Source organism: Aeromicrobium stalagmiti, assembly GCF_013283745.1.
GTDB lineage: Bacteria > Actinomycetota > Actinomycetes > Propionibacteriales > Nocardioidaceae > Aeromicrobium > Aeromicrobium stalagmiti.
In genome coordinates, this window is the sequence record NZ_JABSTZ010000001.1 from 633,355 (window position 1) to 652,282 (window position 18,928).

16 protein-coding genes and 1 tRNA gene are annotated in these 18,928 nt (G+C 70.4%); 8 read left to right on the plus strand and 9 right to left on the minus strand.

Annotation, left to right across the window (positions count from 1 at the left end; all coding sequences use genetic code 11):
* Window positions 1–20 precede the first annotated feature (20 nt).
* Window positions 21–788, plus strand: coding sequence for a hypothetical protein (locus tag HQK15_RS03060; RefSeq protein ID WP_173489946.1), 768 nt, complete (start codon window positions 21–23; stop codon window positions 786–788).
* 4 nt (window positions 789–792) lie between these two features.
* Here HQK15_RS03060 and HQK15_RS03065 read toward each other — a convergent pair whose 3' ends face one another.
* The 5 genes from HQK15_RS03065 to HQK15_RS03085 are packed head-to-tail and all read right to left on the minus strand — an operon-like array spanning window position 793 to window position 4,358.
* Window positions 793–1,218 carry a hypothetical protein gene (locus HQK15_RS03065; RefSeq protein WP_173489947.1) on the minus strand — a complete coding sequence of 142 codons (426 nt, stop codon included), beginning with the start codon at window positions 1,216–1,218 and terminating at the stop codon, window positions 793–795.
* On the minus strand, window positions 1,215–2,387 hold the full coding sequence (locus HQK15_RS03070; RefSeq protein ID WP_367649042.1) for a molybdopterin-dependent oxidoreductase: 1,173 nt from the start codon (window positions 2,385–2,387) through the stop codon (window positions 1,215–1,217). The genes HQK15_RS03065 and HQK15_RS03070 overlap by 4 nt, the downstream gene beginning before the upstream one ends.
* The gene (locus HQK15_RS03075; RefSeq protein WP_173489948.1) at window positions 2,384–3,028 is read right to left on the minus strand and encodes a class I SAM-dependent methyltransferase; all 645 of its coding nucleotides are present in this window, start codon (window positions 3,026–3,028) and stop codon (window positions 2,384–2,386) included. The genes HQK15_RS03070 and HQK15_RS03075 overlap by 4 nt, the downstream gene beginning before the upstream one ends.
* A complete protein-coding gene (locus HQK15_RS03080; protein WP_173489949.1) occupies window positions 3,025–3,699 on the minus strand; it encodes a TIGR04282 family arsenosugar biosynthesis glycosyltransferase in 675 nt (224 codons plus the stop codon). The genes HQK15_RS03075 and HQK15_RS03080 overlap by 4 nt, the downstream gene beginning before the upstream one ends.
* Window positions 3,696–4,358, minus strand: coding sequence for a glycosyltransferase family 2 protein (locus tag HQK15_RS03085; RefSeq protein WP_217361328.1), 663 nt, complete (start codon window positions 4,356–4,358; stop codon window positions 3,696–3,698). Before HQK15_RS03085 ends, HQK15_RS03080 begins: the two co-directional genes overlap by 4 nt.
* Window positions 4,359–4,471: 113 nt before the next feature.
* Here HQK15_RS03085 and HQK15_RS03090 point away from each other — a divergent pair, with 113 nt between their 5' ends.
* Genes HQK15_RS03090 through HQK15_RS03100 form a run of 3 tightly spaced genes read left to right on the plus strand, consistent with a single transcriptional unit; the run spans window position 4,472 to window position 7,481 of the window.
* Entirely contained in the window at window positions 4,472–5,767 is a 1,296-nt protein-coding gene (locus HQK15_RS03090) for a hypothetical protein (protein ID WP_367649043.1), read from the plus strand.
* A 2-nt stretch (window positions 5,768–5,769) separates the two neighbouring features.
* The gene (locus tag HQK15_RS03095; RefSeq protein WP_173489950.1) at window positions 5,770–6,480 is read left to right on the plus strand and encodes a response regulator transcription factor; all 711 of its coding nucleotides are present in this window, start codon (window positions 5,770–5,772) and stop codon (window positions 6,478–6,480) included.
* The gene (locus HQK15_RS03100; protein ID WP_173489951.1) at window positions 6,477–7,481 is read left to right on the plus strand and encodes a sensor histidine kinase; all 1,005 of its coding nucleotides are present in this window, start codon (window positions 6,477–6,479) and stop codon (window positions 7,479–7,481) included. The genes HQK15_RS03095 and HQK15_RS03100 overlap by 4 nt, the downstream gene beginning before the upstream one ends.
* 235 nt (window positions 7,482–7,716) lie before the next feature.
* Here HQK15_RS03100 and HQK15_RS03105 read toward each other — a convergent pair whose 3' ends face one another.
* Together HQK15_RS03105 and HQK15_RS03110 are read right to left on the minus strand one after the other, a co-directional pair.
* Window positions 7,717–8,754 (minus strand): NAD-dependent epimerase/dehydratase family protein, encoded by a 1,038-nt coding sequence (locus tag HQK15_RS03105; RefSeq protein ID WP_173489952.1) that lies wholly within the window; start codon window positions 8,752–8,754, stop codon window positions 7,717–7,719.
* Complete coding sequence (locus tag HQK15_RS03110) at window positions 8,751–9,569, minus strand: S-methyl-5'-thioadenosine phosphorylase (RefSeq protein ID WP_173489953.1); 819 nt, start codon at window positions 9,567–9,569, stop codon at window positions 8,751–8,753. The genes HQK15_RS03105 and HQK15_RS03110 overlap by 4 nt, the downstream gene beginning before the upstream one ends.
* Before the next feature lie 104 nt (window positions 9,570–9,673).
* Here HQK15_RS03110 and HQK15_RS03115 point away from each other — a divergent pair.
* The 3 genes from HQK15_RS03115 (at window position 9,674) to HQK15_RS18965 (ending at window position 13,712) form a co-directional block, all read left to right on the plus strand.
* Window positions 9,674–9,744, plus strand: a tRNA-Gly gene (locus HQK15_RS03115).
* Between the two features lie 348 nt (window positions 9,745–10,092).
* Window positions 10,093–10,770: a hypothetical protein gene (locus HQK15_RS03120; RefSeq protein WP_173489954.1), complete on the plus strand. Its 678-nt coding sequence runs from the start codon at window positions 10,093–10,095 to the stop codon at window positions 10,768–10,770.
* Between the two features lie 350 nt (window positions 10,771–11,120).
* Window positions 11,121–13,712 carry a helix-turn-helix transcriptional regulator gene (locus HQK15_RS18965; RefSeq protein ID WP_173489955.1) on the plus strand — a complete coding sequence of 864 codons (2,592 nt, stop codon included), beginning with the start codon at window positions 11,121–11,123 and terminating at the stop codon, window positions 13,710–13,712.
* A 164-nt stretch (window positions 13,713–13,876) separates the two neighbouring features.
* Here the strand turns inward: HQK15_RS18965 and HQK15_RS03130 are convergent, their stop codons facing one another.
* Both HQK15_RS03130 and HQK15_RS03135 read right to left on the minus strand, forming a co-directional pair.
* Window positions 13,877–16,837, minus strand: a complete 2,961-nt coding sequence (locus tag HQK15_RS03130) for an Ig-like domain-containing protein (protein ID WP_173489956.1) — start codon at window positions 16,835–16,837, stop codon at window positions 13,877–13,879.
* Between the two features lie 128 nt (window positions 16,838–16,965).
* The gene (locus tag HQK15_RS03135; protein WP_173489957.1) at window positions 16,966–17,883 is read right to left on the minus strand and encodes a LysR family transcriptional regulator; all 918 of its coding nucleotides are present in this window, start codon (window positions 17,881–17,883) and stop codon (window positions 16,966–16,968) included.
* A gap of 308 nt (window positions 17,884–18,191) precedes the next feature.
* On the opposite strand from HQK15_RS03135, the gene HQK15_RS03140 reads away from it, so the two are divergent.
* Window positions 18,192–18,788 carry an HAD family hydrolase gene (locus tag HQK15_RS03140; protein WP_367649044.1) on the plus strand — a complete coding sequence of 199 codons (597 nt, stop codon included), beginning with the start codon at window positions 18,192–18,194 and terminating at the stop codon, window positions 18,786–18,788.
* Window positions 18,789–18,928: the final 140 nt, after the last annotated feature.

Sequence of the window (18,928 nt, forward strand, 5' to 3'; positions counted from 1 at the left end):
GTCGTCGAGAAAGGACACCCATGCGCACCCTCATCCGCGTCGCCGTCGCGATCGCCCTCACGGCCACGGCCGTGACCACTGCGATGGCGCCGGCCACCGCCGCTTCTCCGTACAAGGTCACCGTGACGATCGCCCAGTCCGCGATCACGCTCGGCCAGTCGGCCAGCCTCTCCGGGCGGGTGACCGGCGGAGCGGTGAAGGGCAAGACCGTCGCGCTCTACACCAGGAGCGCGAGCCTGGACGAGCCGTGGCAGAAGATCGGCACCGCCAAGCTGAGCAGCACCGGTCGCTACAAGAAGTCCTACAAGCCCACCGACGGCGGTCCGCGCCTGTTCCGCGTGATCAAGTCGGCCGGCTCCGGCCACGGCAAGGGCGTCGCCTACTCCGGGTCGCTCGATGTCTTCCAGTGGAAGAGCCTGCAGTCCTACAAGGACGTCGCGACGTTTGGTGACACCTCCATCAACGGCAGCCTGCACCGCGGGGCGCTCCTGGTGACGGAGGGCTCGCCGGCCAGCTTCACGACCTCGACCGGCGAGTGCACCCGGTTCAGCGGGACGATCGGCGTCGACGTCAGCTCGGCCGCCGAGCACGGCAGCGTCACGCTCAGCGACGCCTTCCTCGCGTTCTTCGCGACCTACACGGTCGGCCGTCTGACCGACGGCCGCTCCGTCACGATCTCGCTCGACACCACGAAGGACCTGTCGTTCCTCGCCGACTTCCCGGGGTCCGACACGACCAGCGAGATCGCGATCGTCGGGGCACGGGTCTACTGCAACTCGCCGCTCTGAGCGTCTACGGCTCGGCGGTGACCTCGACGGGTCGCCGCCGACGCCGCCAGAGCGCACCGCCGACGGCCCAGCCGGCCAGCAGCAGGGTCATGACGATCCAGCTGAGGACGTAGGGCTTGCCCAGGACGGTGTCGTTGCCGGGCTTGCCACCCTGCCCGCTGAGGACGGGCAGGAACGTGACCGTCAGGGTGCCCCAGACCAGGAACGCCGTGGCGGCCCCGCTGCGGAAGTGGCCCGGGAGCAGGCGGGACGCGCCATAGCCGAGCACCACCACGACCGGGGCGAGGATCACGTCGTGCAGCACCACGCCGCCCGCGAGCCAGAACGCCTCGGAAGTCAGCTGCTCACGGGTGAAGTCACGCATGAGCCAGACGCCCCAGAGGCCGAACCCGACACCGGTCAGCAGCAGGAGCGCCCGGGTCGCCCTCATGCCCGGACCTCGAGCTCGTTGACCCACTTGGTCTGGAAGACGCCCGGCCGGTTGGGGGCGATCAGGCGGCACGGGTAGCCATGGTCGATGTCGAGCGTCTCGCCGTTGAGCGTCAGGGCCAGCATCGTCCGATCGTCACGGACGACGTTGCCGACGACGCGGGACGAGCCGAAGGCACCCTTGGTCTGCAACGACCGCACGACGACGTCGGAGTCGGGATCGGCGCCGGCCAGGGCGATGAGATCGCGCACGGGCACGCCGGACCAGACGGCGCTGCGGCTCCACCCCTCGACGCACGCGATCGGCAGCCGGTGTGTGCTCTGCGGCATCGCCAGCAGGTCGTCGCGCGTCAACGACACCGTGCGGTCGCCGACCGTGACCTGCAGCCGCCACGCCGGGTCGAGCGCCGTGGTCGCGGTGCCGGCGCCCTTCGCGGTGCGGTTGACCGGGAGGTCCTGAGGGCCGTCGCCGGGACGCACCGAGAAGGCCGACACCTTGCGGAGCCACGGGACGGTCTGCCCGGCGGTGAGGACGACCGCGAGCCCGGAGGCGATGAACGCCCCGCGGAGCACGGACCGGCGGGTCGGCGCGTCAGGGTCGAGGTGGTGGTCGTCGTCGTGGTCGATCGGCTCGCCCAGCGCCCGGCGGATGACCGGCAGCTTGACCGCGATGTGCACCAGCAGCGAGCCGATCGCGACCCAGGCGACGGCCTCGTGCGTGCGACGGAAGCTGAACTCCCACGGGTACCAGCCGATGATGTTGAGCGTCCCGCTCGCGAGCAGGAAGAACGACGAGCCCATCAGCGCGGCGATCGAGGCTCGTTCGAGGCCCTCGACGACCAGCGCCCGGCCGCCTTTCGGCGGTCGGATGAACAGCCGCGGGAAGACCGACCAGAGCTTGACGAGCAGCAGCGGTATCGCTGCCGTGCCCGAGATGATGTGGAGGCCCTGGGTCCAGCGATAGAGCTGGGTCGGGTTGGGGCTCAGCGTCAGCCAGCCCGGCGTGGAGTACTGGAAGTGGCTCCACATGCCGGTCAGGAAGCAGATGCCGAAGCATAGGCCGAGCGCCGTGCCGACCCGTGCGGTCAGCTGGGTGCCGCGCGCACGGCTCTCGAAGTCGTCGGGTCGAGGGATCCGCTTCTCGATGTCCTCGACGGTCGGGAGTCTCACGGCGCGGTCCTGCTCATGATGGCCGTGTGACGGCCTCCGACCGACTGGGTGCTGATGACGCGCATGCCCGCCGCCTCGGCGACGGCCTCGATCGCGTCGAGCCCGACCACGGCCCACTCGAACGCCGCCGACAGCCGTCCGTCGACCCGCAGGCGACGACGTTCGCGCACGAAGCCCGCGCCGTGCTCGGCGACCTCGGCGATCACCCGGCCGTCCCACGTCAGCACGTCGCGCAGCCGTGACAGGAGGCGTACGGGGTCGCCGCCGATGCCGAGGTTGCCGTCGGCCAGCAGGGCGTACTCCCAGCGGCCCTCACCCGGGATCGCGCTGTAGACGTCGCGCCGCAGGGCCAGGGCACCGCGGACGCGGGTCTGCCTGACGGCCTCGGTCGAGACGTCGATGCCCATCGCCAGGACGTGCCGGGCGGCGATCTCGGCGACCAGGCGGCCGGGACCGCAGCCCACGTCGATCGTCGCGGCGTCGCAGGGGTCGATGAAGAGCTCGCGGTCGACCCAGTCGGGGGCCGACGACCACTGGCCGACCTCGAACGGCTCGGCCCGGCCGACGTGGTCGACCCAGTGGGCGGACTTGCCGGAGAACGCAGCGTCGTAGGCGCTGACGGCGTCGAAGGCGATGCTCATGCGCCGACCTCCGGGCCGTCGTCGGCCATCGCCTGGACGATGCCGCTGACAGTGTCGGCCAGGCGCGAGATCGGGATCTCGCGGGCGATCTCGAGTGCGTCGTCCCACGTGTCCATGTCGCGCACCGTGCGCAGGCGGATCAGGTCGCCGCCGAGCGCCTTCTCGGTCAGCGCACCGGTGTCGTCCTGCGACATCGGGACGCCGACGAGCGCCTGCGCGGCCGACGCGTCTGGCAGGCCGAGCAGCCACCAGCCACCGTCGTCGGCCGGGCCGATCACCCGGCTGCCGAGCTCGACCGTGCGACCGGCGTCGAGGTAGTCGGCGACCATCAGCTGCGGGGTGTCCATGCCGACCTGCACGACACCGTGGCCGGCATCCGCATCGGTGTGGGCGTGCGCGAGGCGCTCGCCGAAGCTCTCGCCCCGCTGCTGGACGACGGTCAGCGGCTCGAGCACCGCGGCGATCTCGTCTCCTGCCGCGGCTGCCGTCAGGTCGCCCGTCATCGCGATGACGAGCGGCCAGCCGACGGCAGCGGCAGTCGCGAGGGTGTCGAGCAGCGCCGCGGCGGCGACCTCTGCTGCCGCCTGGTCGCCGATCGTCCGGGCGATGCGGGTCTTGGCCTGCCCCGGGACGGGAGCCTTGGCCACGACGAGAAGGGTCGGGGTCGTCATCGCAGCACCTTCGCAAAGTCGTGGATGACCCGCGCCGTGCCCTTGACGGAGCCGGAGACCTTCGACTTCGTGCCGGCGGCGCGACGGTCGTAGGTCACGTCGGTCTCGTGCACGGTCCACCCGGCACGCGAGGCCCGCAGCATGAGCTCGAGCGGATAGCCGAAACGGCGATCCTGCACGTCCAGTGCGAGCAGGTCGTCGCGGCGGCTCACGCGCATGGGGGCCAGGTCGTGGATGGGGAAGGCGCTGCGACGGCGGATCCAGGTCGCGAGCAGATGGGTGCCGAGCCGTGCGTGCCACGGCCACACCCCCCGTGCGACCGGACGACGGCGACCGACGGACATCGTGACCTGCCCCGACCGCACGGCGTCCAGCATCGGCACCAGCTCGGACAACTGCATCGACGCGTCACCGTCCATGACGGCGACGAACTCGGCGTCGGCCGCGAGCATCCCGGCGTGGACCGCCGAGCCGTAGCCGGGCTGCGTCTCGGTGACCACCCGGGCGCCGAGGGACCGGGCCACGTCGGCCGTCCCGTCGGTCGATCCGTTGTCGACGACGATGACGTTCCACCCGTCAGGAATCGTCCGCAGGACCGTGGGCAGGGCTGCAGCCTCGTCCCGACACGGGATCACGACGTCGCAGGTGCTCATGGTCATGATTCGAAACTAGGGCCCGCGGCGCTTGGTCGCACGATCTTGGAGGTGACCGACCTGTGACGTCCGATCGTCGCGACGAGCCTCACGTGCGCCCGCGTCCTAGTCTGAGGGACGTGCCCCGACTCCTCGCCTCACCGCGCGCTGCCGCCACGTCAGCCGGGGTCGGCCTGCTGCTGGTCGTCGCGTCGATGGTCGTCCCCCGACTGCTCGACGAGGACGTCCGGGTGCACTGGCCCCCGCTGCACGCCGACTGGGACCCCCGCATCGGCGTGCTGACCGTCCCCGCCGTCGTCCTGGGGCTCGTGCTGGTGCTCCTGCTTCCTCGACTGGCCCGCAGCGCGCCCTGGCGGGCCGTGCTGCTGACCGGCTTCACCGCGACCTGGCTGTGGATCATGGCCCTGGCGTTGACCGAGGGCACCGACGGGCTCGCCCGCGTCTTCGAACGGCGTCAGGAGTACGTCTACGACGCCCAGTCGGTCGGGTCGATCCACACGATGCTGCAGACGTTCGTCGACCGGATCCCGTTCGATGCCCCCGACAACTGGTACGTCCACGTCGCGGGTCATCCGCCCGGCGCGCTGCTCTACTTCGTCGGCATCGACCGCCTCGGCATCACCGACCCGTTCTGGATCGGCGTCGTCTGCGTGACGATCGCGAGCACCGCGATCGTGGCGGTGCTGCTGACGCTGCGCACCCTCGGCTCCGAGCAGCTGGCCCGGTCGGCGATGCCGTGGATCGTCCTCGCCCCCAGCGCCGTGTGGATGGGCGTCAACGGCGACGCCGTCTTCACCGCCGTCGCGGCCTGGGGACTCGCGCTGCTGGCCGTCGCCGCCGTCCACCGACGCGTGCTGCCGGCGATCGGTGCCGGCGTGCTGCTGGGCTACTGCGTCTACCTGTCGTACGGGCTGGTGCTGCTGGGCATCCTCGCCGTCGCGGTGCTGATCATCGCCCGCACGTGGCGCCCCCTGCCCTGGGCCCTCGGCGGTGCGGGCGTCGTCGCGGCCCTGTTCACCCTCGGCGGGTTCGCCTGGTGGGAGGCCTACCCGGTCCTGCGCGAGCGCTACTACGCCGGCATCGCGTCGGAGCGGGCCTACTCGTACTGGGTGTGGGGCGACATCGCCGCGTGGACGTTCACGGTCGGCCTCGCCGTATGGGCCGCGTTCCCCTACGCCGCGAAGGCCTTCCGCACCAACGTCCTCGTCCAGCTGGCCGCGGCCGCGCTGCTCACGATCGCCGTCGCCACGCTGTCGGGCATGAGCAAGGCCGAGGTCGAGCGCATCTTCCTGCCGTTCACGATCTGGGTCGTCACCCTCCCGTCCCTCCTGCCGGGGCGGTGGCACCGACCGCTGCTGCTCTCGCAGGTCGTCCTTGCGCTCTGCGCCCAGCAGCTGTTGCTGACAAGGTGGTGAGCATGACGCTCGGCGACCTGCCTCACGTCCTCGTGGTCGAGGACGACCTCGCCGTGCGCGACGTGCTGCGGCGCTATCTCGAGCAGGAGTCCTACGACGTCACGGTGGCGGCCGACGGGCCGGCTGGACTGGCCGCGGCCCGCGACCTCGAGCCCGACCTGATCGTGCTCGACGTGATGCTCCCGGGCATGAGCGGCCTCGAGATCTGCGAGCACCTGCGGGTCGAGGACGGGTCGTCCGTCCCGATCATCATGCTGACGGCGCTCGGCGAGACCGACGACCGCATCGCCGGGCTCACGAGCGGCGCCGACGACTACGTCACCAAGCCGTTCAGCGCCAAGGAGGTCACGCTCCGGGTCGGCTCGGTGCTGCGCCGCAGCCTCGTCCCCGCCGGTCCGCGTCCGGTCGCCGGCCTGCTGACCGACGGCGACCTGACGCTCAACCCGGTCTCCCGCCAGGCGCTGCAGGACGGCGCCCCGCTGCCGCTCACGACCCGCGAGTTCGACCTGCTGCACTTCCTGCTCCGCCACCCGCACCAGGTCTTCAGCCGTGAGGACCTGCTGCAGCAGGTGTGGGGCTGGGAGTACGGCGACCACTCGACCGTGACCGTCCACGTCAAGCGGCTGCGGCGCAAGGTCGAGCCGGTCCCGGCCGAGCCCACCCGGCTCGTCACCGTCTACGGCCTCGGCTACCGGTGGGACCCGACCCCATGACGTCCTCCGCCGCCAGCTCGATCGTCATCGGGCTCCTCGGGTCGCTCGCGGTCGTGGGAGTCGGCGCGTTCGCCCTCTATGCCCTGCGTCGACGTGCGCTCACGCTGTCGATCGTCCTGCTCACGCTCGTCCCTCCGGTCGCGATCATCGTCGGCGTCGTCGGCACGAGCCAGTTCATGTTCACCGCCGAGCTGCGGCGCACGGCCCTGGTCTGGCTCGCGGTCACCGTCGTCAGCGTGCCGAGCGCCGTCCTGCTCGGACGGTCGATCGCCCGCCGGAGCGTCTGGGAGCGGGAGGCGCTCGAGCGCGAGCGCAGCGCCGAGCGGTCGCGGCGCGAGCTGCTGGCGTGGTTGAGCCACGACCTCCGCACGCCGCTCGCGGGCGTCCAGGCCATGACCGAGGCGCTGGAGGACGGCGTCGTGTCGTCGCCCGACGACGTCAAGCAGTACGCGCAGCTCATCCGCATCGAGACGATGCGCCTGGCCTCGATGGTCGGTGACCTGTTCGAGATGTCCCAGATCAACGCCGGCACCCTGATGCTCGACGTCGGCCCCGTCACCGTCGACGACGTCGTGCGCACGGCCGTCGACGGCGTGCGGGCGATGGCCGAGAAGCACGGGGTCACGGTCGAGGTCGACGGGCAGCCCCACGGGACGCTCGCGGTCGGCGCCGCTCCCGAGCTCGTCCGGGTGCTGCGCAACCTGCTGGCCAACGCGGTGCGCCACACCCCCGAGGGCGAGGTCGTCCGGGTCACGCTCGGGTCGGACGCCGGCGAGGTGTGGCTGCGCGTCGGTGACGCCTGCGGCGGCATCCCCGACGTCGACCTCACGAAGGTCTTCGACATGGGCTACCGCGGCACCGACGCCCGCGAGAGCGACGGACAGGGCGCCGGGATGGGCCTCGCGATCGCCCGGGGCCTGCTCGACGCCCAGGCCGGCAGGATCGCCGTCCGCAACCGCGACCAGGGCTGCGAGTTCGAGATCCGACTCCCGGCCGCCTGACCCGCCTGACCCGAGCGAGCCCTGCGAGCGAGCGGTCAGGCGCGCTAGCGGAGCGGGAGCGACTCACGCCGAAGGCGTCGACCAGCGAAGCGTCGCAGGACGAAAGGCTCGCTGAGCCCCGTTCGCCAGCCCCCACCCAGACCCCACCCAGACCCCACTCCAGTTTTTGGGCACTTGTTGCTGTCTCGAGTCGCCTGACTCGTACACAACTGCCCAAAATCTCGGGAGGGGCCCGTCAGCGCGTGCGGAGCGGGTCGGTCGCCAGGGCGGCGAGACCCTCTTCCGGCCCGATCTGGGCCTCGAAGCCCAGGCCTCGACGCGCGGCGTCCGGTGACGCGACGACGTGGCGGACGTCGAACCTGCGGTAGTCACCCGTCAGCACCGGCGCCTCACCACCCGCGGCGGCCGACAGGGTCGCGGCCATCTGCCCGATCGTGAACGTGGTGCCGGACGCGACGTTGTAGGGCGTCAGGCCCGACGGGTGGTCACGCACCTGCTCGATCGCGAGCACGTTGGCCCGGGCGACGTCCCGCACGTGGACGAAGTCGCGGACCTGCTGCCCGTCCTCGAAGACCTTCGGCGCCTCGCCGCGGGCGATCGCCGAGCGGAAGATCGCGGCGACGCCGGCGTACGGGGTGTCCGCAGGCATGCCCGGTCCGTAGACGTTGTGATAGCGCAGCGCGATCGTCCGGGCGTCCTCCAACGTGCACCACGCGGAGGCGTAGTGCTCCTGGGCGACCTTCGACGCGGCATAGCTCGTGCGCGGCAGGAAGGGTGTGTCCTCACCGATCTGCCGCCACGTGATGTCGCCGCCACACACGGGGCAGCGCGGGTCGTACCGGCCGGCCTCGAGGTCGTCGTCGCGTCGAACGGCCGGAGGCACGTCGCCGTCGGTGGGGCAGGTGTAGCGACCGTCGCCGTAGACGACCATCGACGACGCGAGCACCAGGTCCTTGACCCCGACGCGTGCCATCGCCGCGAGCAGCCGTGCCGTGCCGGCGTCGTTGTGCTCGGCGTAGTCGGGCAGGTCCTGCGCGTCGACACCGTTGCCGACCATCGCGGCCTGGTGACACACGACGTCGATGCCCTCGAGGATGCCGTCGAGCGGGTCGCTGCGCAGGTCGAGCAGCGCGAAGCCCTCGGGGCGGAATCCGGGGCCGTGAGCCTTCTGAAGGAACATGTCGAGCTGGACGACCTCGTGACCGCGCTCGCGGGCGATCTCGCCGATGTGGGTGCCGATGAACCCGGCCGCGCCCGTCAGCAGGATCCTCACGCGTCGTCCTCGCCCGGAAGCACGATCGGCAGGTCCATGCCGTCGACCGCGTGCGAGCACGCGCAGTCGCGATCGCTGCCGAGGCCCGCGACGACGCCGGCGAGCACCTGCTTCAGGGTGCCGGTGTGCTCGGCGAACACCTCGAAGACGGCGTCCATGCTGACCGCCGACGCCTCGTCCACGCCGGCGTCGTGGTCGGTCACCAGGGCCACGGTGGCGTAGCAGAGCGCCAGCTCGCGGGCCAGGACAGCCTCCGGGTGACCGGTCATGTTGACGACGGCCCAGCCCTGGTCGGCGTACCACTTCGACTCTGCCCGAGTCGAGAACCGCGGACCCTCGATGACGACCATCGCGCCGCCGTCGACCGGCTCGTGGTCGGCGAGCCCCTCGATCAGGTGACCGCGCAGGCGCGAGCAGTAGGGGTCGGCGAACGACACGTGGCACGCACCTTCGTCGAAGTAGGTCTGGACACGGCTCGTCGTGCGGTCGACCAGCTGGTCGGGGACCACGAACGTGCCGGGTCCGTAGGCCAGCTGCAGGCCGCCGACCGCGCACGGCGCAAGGATCTGGCGGACGCCCAGGCTCCGCAGCGCCCAGAGGTTCGCGCGATAGGGCACCCGGTGCGCGGGGAAGTCGTGATGGGCCCCGTGCCGCGGCAGGAACGCCACGGACCGCCCCTCGACGGTGCCGATCGCGATCGGGGCCGACGGCTTGCCGTACGGCGTCTCGACCTCGACCTCCCGGGGATCCTCGAGGAACGTGTAGAAGCCGGAGCCGCCGATCACGGCGACGTCAGGGCGGGCGATCTCGGTCATGCTCCGAGCATGTCACTGGTCGACGCCGTCGACCTCCCGGGGCGCACGTCGTCATGGGATCGTCACGACGTGGATAAGGTGGGACCGACGCCGCAAGGCGTCTCGCCGATGTAGCTCAGTGGTAGAGCGCTTGCTTCCCAAGCAAGATATGCGGGTTCGATTCCCGTCATCGGCTCTCACGCGCGAAGCGCGTCTCGCCCGATGACGGGAATCGAGTGGGCCCCTCACCGAGGCGGCCCACCGCGGCGCAGCCGCCACCGGCCGCCTCCAGCAAGGGATCCCGTCATCGGCTCCGACACCGCCTCCACGCCGGTCCTCCGCCTCGCTGAGAGCGCTGTTCGGGGCCGTCGCAGCAACAAATCTCACGGACACCTAAACCCTGCAACCGCAGCAGAAAACAGACCCTCCAGAGCAGGCCTCCCCGACCCCCCACCAATCCACACCCCCCGACCGTGGCGAAGAACAGGTGTAAGCCCCCCAACTTCACCGCACGTCAACACAACATCAAAAGGATGTGGATCCCATGAGCTCCATCAGCTCTCGCAAGAAGATGTTCGCCGGTATCGCCTTCGCCGCCGTGGCGGCTCTCCCGCTGGCTGCCTGCAGCTCGTCGGACTCGGCCGGCTCCTCGTCGGAGACCAAGACCGCCGTCGCCAAGCCCGTCGCTCGCATCAACGCGCTGTCCGGTGAGAGCACCGCGATCGCCCTCGACAAGGGCTTCACCGACGCCCTCACCTCGCTCAAGCTCGAGCCCGGCGTCGTCGGCACCGCCAAGCTGGAGGACGGCTCGCTGATCTTCCCGATCACGGGCGGCAACGTCACCTACTTCAAGCCCGGCACCGTCAAGCCCTACGTCATCGGCCAGGTCCAGCACGAGGGCTCGGGCCTGAAGCTCACCGCCGGCGGCATCCAGGTGCAGCTGACGAACTTCAACGTCGACCCCGGCATCTCGCGGGTCTACGGCGACGTGACCGTGAACGGCAAGACCGTGGTCCGCAACGCGTTCCTGTTCCAGCTGCGTGGTGCGACCCTCAAGCCGCTCCAGGTCGAGGGTGAGACCGCGATCCTCGAGGGCACGAAGGTCTTCATCTCCCCCGTCGCCGCCGGTCTGCTGAACGAGACCTACGGCACCGACGCCGTCACCGACAAGCTCCTCGTCGGCGTCGCGAAGATCACCGTCAACACCACGCCTGCCAAGTAGGCGGCTCTGAGACCTCCTTCCCGGTTGGGTGAGGAGAACCCACGGTGGGTGCGTCCTTCGGGACGCACCCACCGTGCCGTCTCACGACCAGCTCGACCGTAGGGTTTCCCCTGATTTCACCGAAAAAGCCTTCACGTGCAGCGCCTGTCACCTATCGTGAGACCGGCGTCACAAAGGCGCTGATCGATGTGGCTGACTGGCACAGCACCCATCTCACGACGGGGAAGCGGGTTCGATTCCCGCCATCGGGACGAGGGCCGTTGCGGTGACGCCGGTGACAGCAGGGAGCCTCGCGTGCAGCTCGCGCGAGACAACTGTCATCAGCAGACCGCTGTCCGTGTGGAGTCAGAGTGCAGGCAGACCTGTCGACGCCGTGGCCGACGCTGCCGCGCGATCAGCTCGCGGACGCGCTCGCGTCCTTCACAGCACGCCGGGGTGTCGCCCTCTATGGCGAGGCAGGCGTCGGCAAGAGCCACCTCGCCCACGAGGTGCGCGTCGCCCTGGACAAGGGTGAGCCGGGATCCCGCGAGTGGTTCTCGGTCATCGGCTCGCACGCCGAGTCGGGCATCCCGCTGAGCGCGGTCGACGGCCTGCTCGCGGGGGTCGACGTCGCCTCCCTGCGCACGCCGCGCCACATCGCGCGGCTCGTGCACGACCACCTGGTGGCGCACTCGTGCGGCCGGCGCGTGACGGTCGCGGTCGACGACGCGCACCTGCTGGACGATGCGAGCGCCGAGCTGCTCGCCAACCTGTGCCGCCTCGACGGGGCCGACCTGCTGGTGACGATCCGTTCCGGCCGCCGGCCCGTCGCTCCGCTCGTCGACCTGTGGCGCGACGACCTCGTCGCCCGCATCGACGTCCCGCCGTTCACCACCGACGAGGTGCACGACGTGCTCTGGGCGGCCCTCGGCGGCCCCGTCGACAGCGAGCTCGTACGAGAGGTCATCCGCTCGACCGACGGCAACGCGATGTACGTCCGCGAGCTGGTGCGCGCGGGTCTCGCCGACCACACGATCGTCCAGCGCCACGGCACCTGGATCCGCGAGGGAAAGGCCGGACCCAACGCGCGGCTCGTCGACCTCATCTCGGCCGAGCTCGGACGACTCTCCGCACCCGAGCGGCAGGCGGTCGAGCTCATCGCCCTGGCAGAGCCCGTCTCGGTCGCTCTGGCCCGCCCCCTGGTCGACGACGCCGTGCTCGACCAGCTGGTCGACGGGGGGATCGCCCGCATCGAGGACGGCCTGACCTCGAGCCGCCTCTCGACACCGGTCCTGCGGCTCTCCCACCCCATCTATGCCGAGTGCGTGCGCAGCATGATCACGCCCAGCCGCCGCCACGCGCTGCACCACGCGCTGTACGGCGAGGCGACCTCGTCCACGCAGCAGACGCTCAGTGGCTTCCTGAGGTGGACGGCGTGGACCCTGGAGTGCGGGCTCGACATCCAGGCGTCCGACTTGGTCAGGGCCGCACGGGCCGCCAGCACCCTCGGCCAGTACGAGTTCGCGATCAGCGTCGCGACGGCCGCGATCGATCGGACGAGCGACACGTCCACCGCCGTCGAGGCCCTCGCGATCCGTGCGCGAGAGCTGCGCTTTCGCGACCACCCCGTGCAGGCGCTGCGCGACGTCGACGCCGCGCTCTTCCTGCTGCGCGAGACCCCGACGTCGCTCGACGAGTCGACGGCCGACCGCATCCTGGCGATCCACGAGCTGCGCGCCGACCTCGAGCAGTACGGCTTCGACCAGCCGCAGCGTGCCCTCGAGACGATCGACCGGGTCTACGGCCCCCTGGTCGGTCGCGGTGACCGCACCGAGCACGCCCAACGACATCGGATGTCGCGCATCGCGCGCCGCGGATGGGCCGGCGACCTCCGCGCGCCGCTGTCCGTCGCGGACGAGCTCGCCTCGCGTGTGCCGTCGTCGTCGGCCTGGCACCTGCAGGCCGTGGCCCCGACGATGCTGGCGCTCACCTGGGCCGGACGATCGGCCGAGGCCACGGCTCTCGCATCCCGCTATCTCCCGGCGGCAGCGACCCACGACGCACGCATGCCGCGGGTGGGCACCGAGATCTACCTCGTGACGTTCTTCGTCCACCTCCTGACCGGACGCCTCGCCGAGGCACGCAGCAAGGGACCCGACCCCCGGATGACCACCGGCACGACCCGCTTCGACTCAGCCCTCACGTATGCGGGCGCCGCACGGCTGCTCGCCGCAGAAGGGCGGTGGCAGGAGGCCGACGAGAAGTACCGCATCGCGCGGCGCCTGTTCGAGGTCCGTGACCCGAGCGGCTTCTTCGCCTGGTCACTGGCCGGCGAGGCCTTCAGCGCCATGATGGTCGGCGACCACGATCGCGCCCGCGAGCTGTGCCTGCGGGTCGATCGGACCCCGATGCGGGGCAGCCGCGCGTTCGAGGCCGACATCCGCGCCCATGTCATCGGCACCCTCATCGGGCTCAAGGACCACGAGGCCGTGGGCCGGGCGACGTCGATGGCCCTCTGGGCCCAGGAGCACGAGTTTCCCTTCGTCGAGCTGTGGGCGCTCGACCTCGTCGCGCTCGCCGATCCCGAGGTCGCCCGTGAGAGCGGCGTGGCCGCCAGGGTCGAGGAGCTGTCACCACTGGTCGACGCACCGGTCGCCGCTCCGCTCGTCGCCCACATCTCGGCGATCCTGACCGGTGACACCGCGCTCGAGGACGCCTCGGCAGCCCAGCTCGGGCGGCTCGGCCGCTGGGTCCCACGCCGTCCGGTCGTCAGCGCCTCGCTCTCGAAGCGCGAGGCCGAGGTGGCGTCGCTCGTCGCGGCGGGGCTCACCAGCCCCGCGATCGCCGAGCGCCTCCACCTGTCGGCGCGCACGGTCGAGACCCATGTCGCCCGTGTCTTCACCAAGCTCGGCGTCAACCGCCGCAGCCAGCTGGCCGACGCCCTGCGCCAGCACTCCGCCTGAACGACGAGCCACAACCGGCACCGAGGCCCACGAGCTCCTGCACGACCCTCGTGCGCGAAGCCGTGCAGGAGCACGTCGGTCTTGGTGCCAGAGCCGCCCGCACACGCCGACTGCCTGGCCCCCGGGGATCCGAGGACCAGGCAGTCACTGGGCGCGAGCCGCTGTCAGAACCTGTACAGCGTCAGGCTCTTGCCGGCCTGCTTGGTGCTGCCCCGCGGACGGAAGTTCGCGGTGACGATCACGTGGCGGTCCGGGAGGTCCGTCAGCGTGTACGTCGTGACCGCTCCACCGGTCTTGAGCTTCAGCAGCTTGGTCGGCACGCCGTCCACGTAGATCTGGACGAAGCCTCCCGAGTACTTGCCGTTGTCCTTGCGGACGCGCACCCGCAGGTCACCCGTCGACTCGCTGGTCCGCTTGACGCTCATGCGGACCCGCGCGTTCGGGTCACCCTTCTGGACGCGCTGGATGACACCGGCGTTGAAGTTCGACTCGAACGGCGAGTCCGCCGACGGGATGAACTTCGCCGAGAACCGGTGCAGGCCCGGCTTCAGCTTGCGGACCACCTTGGAGCCCCAGTTCTGACCGTTGACGGGCACGGGCAGGCCGTACTTCTTGCCATCGGTGTAGTACTGGATCGTTCCGGCGATCTTGCCCTTGCTGCCGGCATCGGCCTGCAGACGAGCGTGGAGGAGGATCTCCTCACCCTCGTACGCCGGCACCTTGTTGGTGATCAGCTTGAACTGCAGCGTGTTCTTGAGGATCGTGACCTCGACGGTGTTGGAGACGCCGTCGACCTCGTTGTCGCTGCCGAAGAACTCCGCGGTGTACTGGTGCGGGCCCTTGCTGACCTTGTTCGAGCTGACCGTGGCGTTGCCCTCGCCGTCGACGAGCACCGGGTCACCGAGCGCGACACCCTGGTCGTAGAACTGGATGAAGCCCTTCGCCAGGTCGCCCTTCTCGGTGTCCACGTGAGCGGTCAGCGTCAGCGTCTCGCCGTACTGCAGCTCGGCGGCGTTCGCCGAGAGCGTCACGACGGAGAGCTGCTTCTCGACGATCTGCGAGAGCTCGCCGCTGCTGGCCTCGTTGTACCGCGAGTCTCCGAGGTACTGGGCATAGACCTTGTTGGCGCCGACCGGCAGGTCGTCCGTCGCGACGGTCGCCTTGCCGTCACCGTCGATGTCGACCGGGCCGTTGAACGCCGAGCCGTTGACGTACAGCTGCACCTGGCCCGTGGGCTCGTACGGCTGCGTCGGCAGGAGTCCGTCGACGTCGATGCTGAACGTGACCTCGTTGCCCACGTGCGAGGGGTTGAGGTCGCTGCTCAGCTTGACCTTCGCGTCACCGAAGTTGACGACGTGGTCGATCCAGGCGCTCGTCGCCTCGTGGAAGTTGCTGTCGCCCACGTACACCGCGCGGATGTGGTGGTGACCGTCCTCGCTGACGGGCAGCTCGAACGTGAACAGCGCCTCGCCGGAGCTGGCGTTGATCGCGACGGCCCCACCCAGCGGCTGGTCGTCCACGTAGAGCTGGACGTCACCGGTGGGCTTGGTGCCGTTGTCCTTGAGGGACTTCACGACGACCTTGAACTTCGACTTCTCGCCGGACACCGCCGTCGGGTGCTCCTGCTCGAGCGTGATCGCGACGTCACCCTGGTTGACCGTGAAGCTGCCCAGGGACACCTCGTCGAGCGACGCGTTGAACTCGTCGTCGCCCAGGTAGTTGGCGCGCACCTCGTACGTGCCGACCGGGAGCTTCGTGGTCGTCAGGACAGCCTTGCCGTCGCCGTCGAGGGTCTTGAGACCGCCGGGGATCGGGCTGCCGTTGGCGAAGAACTGGACCTTGCCGGTCGGGATGCCCTTCGCCGGAGCGACCGGAGACACCGAGACGCCGAGGTCGACCGAGTCGCCGAAGTTCGGGACGTCGACCGGGCCGGCGAGCAGCGTGGTCGTGTCGCCCTTGACCACCGAGAACGGACGGTCGGCCGACGACGGCAGCGAGTCGCTGACACCGTTCGGCGTGTAGGTCGCGTGCAGGACGTAGTCCCCGACCTTCAGGCCGTCCTGGTAGATCGTCGTGGTGCCGTTGACGAGGTTCTTGGTCCCCAGCGGGTAGACCGTGCCGTCGGCCAGGCTCTCGGCCGTCAGCTCGATCGAGCCGGTGGGCAGCTGTCCGGGCGCTGTGGCGCCGACCGAGACCTTGTAGCCCTTCATCTGGCCGGTGACGACCGTGTTGGGGTCGTCGATCGTGACGCCCGTGGCGTACTGCGAGCTGTACGTGATGACGACGGAGCCGTCGCCCTCGACGTTGTTGGTCCACGATCCGTCGAGCTCACCGAAGAGCGGGTTGACGTACGAGCGTCCACCGCCTCCGCCGGCGCCGCCGGACGTGGTCCAGGTGGCACCCTGGCTGCCGCCCTGGAAGCCGCCGCCACCGCCGCCACCGCCACCGCCGGTGGTGAACGCGTAGGCGCTGTCGCCGACGCCGCCGGCCTGGGTGGCCGCGTCGCCCGCGTGCCCGCCCTCGGACTCCGGTGCGTCGCCGCTCTGGCCGTCCTCGTCCGCGCCGCCGCCGTTGCCGGGCGTGGTGTGCAGGCCGCCGTAGCCGCCACCTCCACCGCCGCCTCCGGCGACGATCGCGCGGTTGTCGTCGCTGGCCGCGCCCACGAAGACCTCCGTCGCGCCACCACCGGCGCCGCCGGCACCACTGAGGCTGAACGCGGCACCCTCGCCGCCGTTGCCGCCCTTGGCCGCGCCTGCCGCGGCCGGAGCCACGCCCTCGGTCGCGGGGTTGTCGGTGCCGGCGTCTCCGCCGCGCTTGCCGAGGTAGACGGTGATGGTGTCACCGGGCGTCACCGGGACCGTGACGGTGCCGCTGGCACCGCGTCCGCCGGATCCGCCCTCGAAGCCACCGGCACCGCCGGCTGCTCCGTTGACCTTGACGTCGAGGGAGTGGACGTCGGCAGGGACGACCCATGCCTGGTTGAGTCCACCGGACGTGTTGAACGTCTTCGACCCCGGAGCAGCCTGGGCTGCCTGGGGCGCAAGAGCAATCAGTCCGGCCGCCATCATGGCGGTGGCCGCGACTGATGCAGTGGTTCGGGTCGATACCCGACTGCGTGTGCGCACGAGATTTCTCCTTGGGAGTGTGGCCCCCGGGATGGGCGCCAAGAGACTGCCCCACGCTCGCAACTAACGGTCTAGACCGAATCAGTAAGTACTACGTCATTCGAGACAACCTCTATCGCAGGGTGCCGCTAGACCGCCTGGTGCTGGTCGGCAACGGCACGCGCCTCGTCCCTCAGCGCCTGCACGACCAGCCGCACCGACGGTCGTTCGAACCGGTCGGGTCGGAGCAGGGCCGCGATCTCGCGCTTGGCGCGGATGCCGACCAGTGGACGGGTGACCAGCCCGTTGCCGTGCTCGCGGGTCGTGAACCGCGGCAGGATCGCGATGCCGTGCCCGCCTGCGACCAACGACTCCACGATGCCGTTGTCGGAGATGCGCTGCGCAATGCGGACGGGCTCGCCCGTCGCGGCGACCACCTGGCCCAGCACCCGGTCGAACGGGTAGTCGTGGGGCACACCGATCCACGTCTCGCCGACGACGTCCTTGGGCGACAGGATCGCCTTGCGGGCCAGGGGGTGCCCCTCCGGCAGGGCGACGTCCAGCGGCTCGCTCATGAGGGGGACGACCTGCAGCCCCCGGTCGTGCCACGACGCCGCGGTGGTCGGCGAGTCGGCGATGACGATGTCGTAGTCGGGAGTGAGGTCGGCGAAGTCGACCGTGACGCCGTCCTCGTCGGAGCAGACCAGCTCGACCTCCGGCACGTCGGCCATGCGGGTGAGCGTGCCCGGCAGCAGCATCTCGCCGCCGGTGGGGAAGGTCGCGATGCGCACCAGCCCGGCAGGTCGCTCCATGAACTCGCGCCAGCGGCCCTCGGCCCGCTCGATCGCGACGGCGATCTCGGTCGCCGTCTGGGCCAGCGCACGCCCGGCCGCCGTCAGGGCGACGCCGCGGCCGGCCGGCTCGACGAGGGTGTAGCCGGCCTCCCGCTCGAGCACCTTGAGCTGCTGCGACACCGCTGAGGGTGTGACCTTCATCGCGTCGGCGACCGCTCCGACCGTGCCCCGTTCGGCGAGTTCCCTCAGGAGAGCGAGGCGATGGATGTCCATGTAGCAATGCTACACGTTACGTGTAGCAATGTTGGCTTGTCCTTGATGGTTGACGCCTCCATACTGGAAGTACGAACCGACCAGCGGTTCACCACAGCCTTGAAGGAGGCCACCATGATCGCCCTCGGAATCCTCTTCGCCGCCATCACCGTGATCGGGGTCGGCCGCACGATCGACACCGTCGCCAAGGACGGCTTCGGACGGGTCCCCACCCGCCAGTTCTGATCCGGCCCGAACCCGCCGCGAGAGCCGGTCACCCCCTCGGGGTGGCCGGCTCTCGTGCGTCCTGCGTCGGTAGCGTGACGAACGTGATCACGATCGGCTTCGACCTCGACATGACGCTCATCGACTCGCGGCCGGGCATCCGCGCCGTCTACGAGCAGATCGTGACCGAGTCGGGCGCGACGATCGACACCGACCTGGTCGTCTCGCGACTCGGTCCACCGGTCGAGTGGGAGCTCGCCCAGTGGATGCCGGCCACCGACGTCGACCGGTGGGCCGATCGTTATCGCGAGCTCTACCCGGTGATCGCGCTCGACCTCGTCGAGGCGCTGCCCGGCGCCCATGGCGCCCTCGAGGCTGCTCGTCGCCGCGGACGGACGATCCTCATCACCGCCAAGCACGGACCCAACGCCCGCCTGCACCTGGATCGCCTCGGGCTCGAGGTCGACGAGGTGTTCGGTCGGGCCTGGCGTGAGGGCAAGGCCGACGTCCTGCGTGCGCAGGGCGCGACGACGTACGTCGGTGACCACGTCCACGACATGGAGGCGGCCGGGCTCGCCGGCGCGTTCGGCATCGGTGTCACCACGGGCCCGTGCAGCGACGACGAGCTGCTCGCCAGCGGAGCCGGCCTGGTGCTCGCCTCGTTGGAGGAGCTGCCCGAGTGGCTGGCGCATCGTCGCTGATCAGAGGCCTGATCAGGCCATGTGACGGGACCGACAGGCTCAATCTGCCATTCGACTTGTCTTTCATGCCTCGGGGGGCGGATACTTAAGTTACTACCCAGTAGCAAGCTGCCCACTGCAGCGCATACCCCACAAAGGAA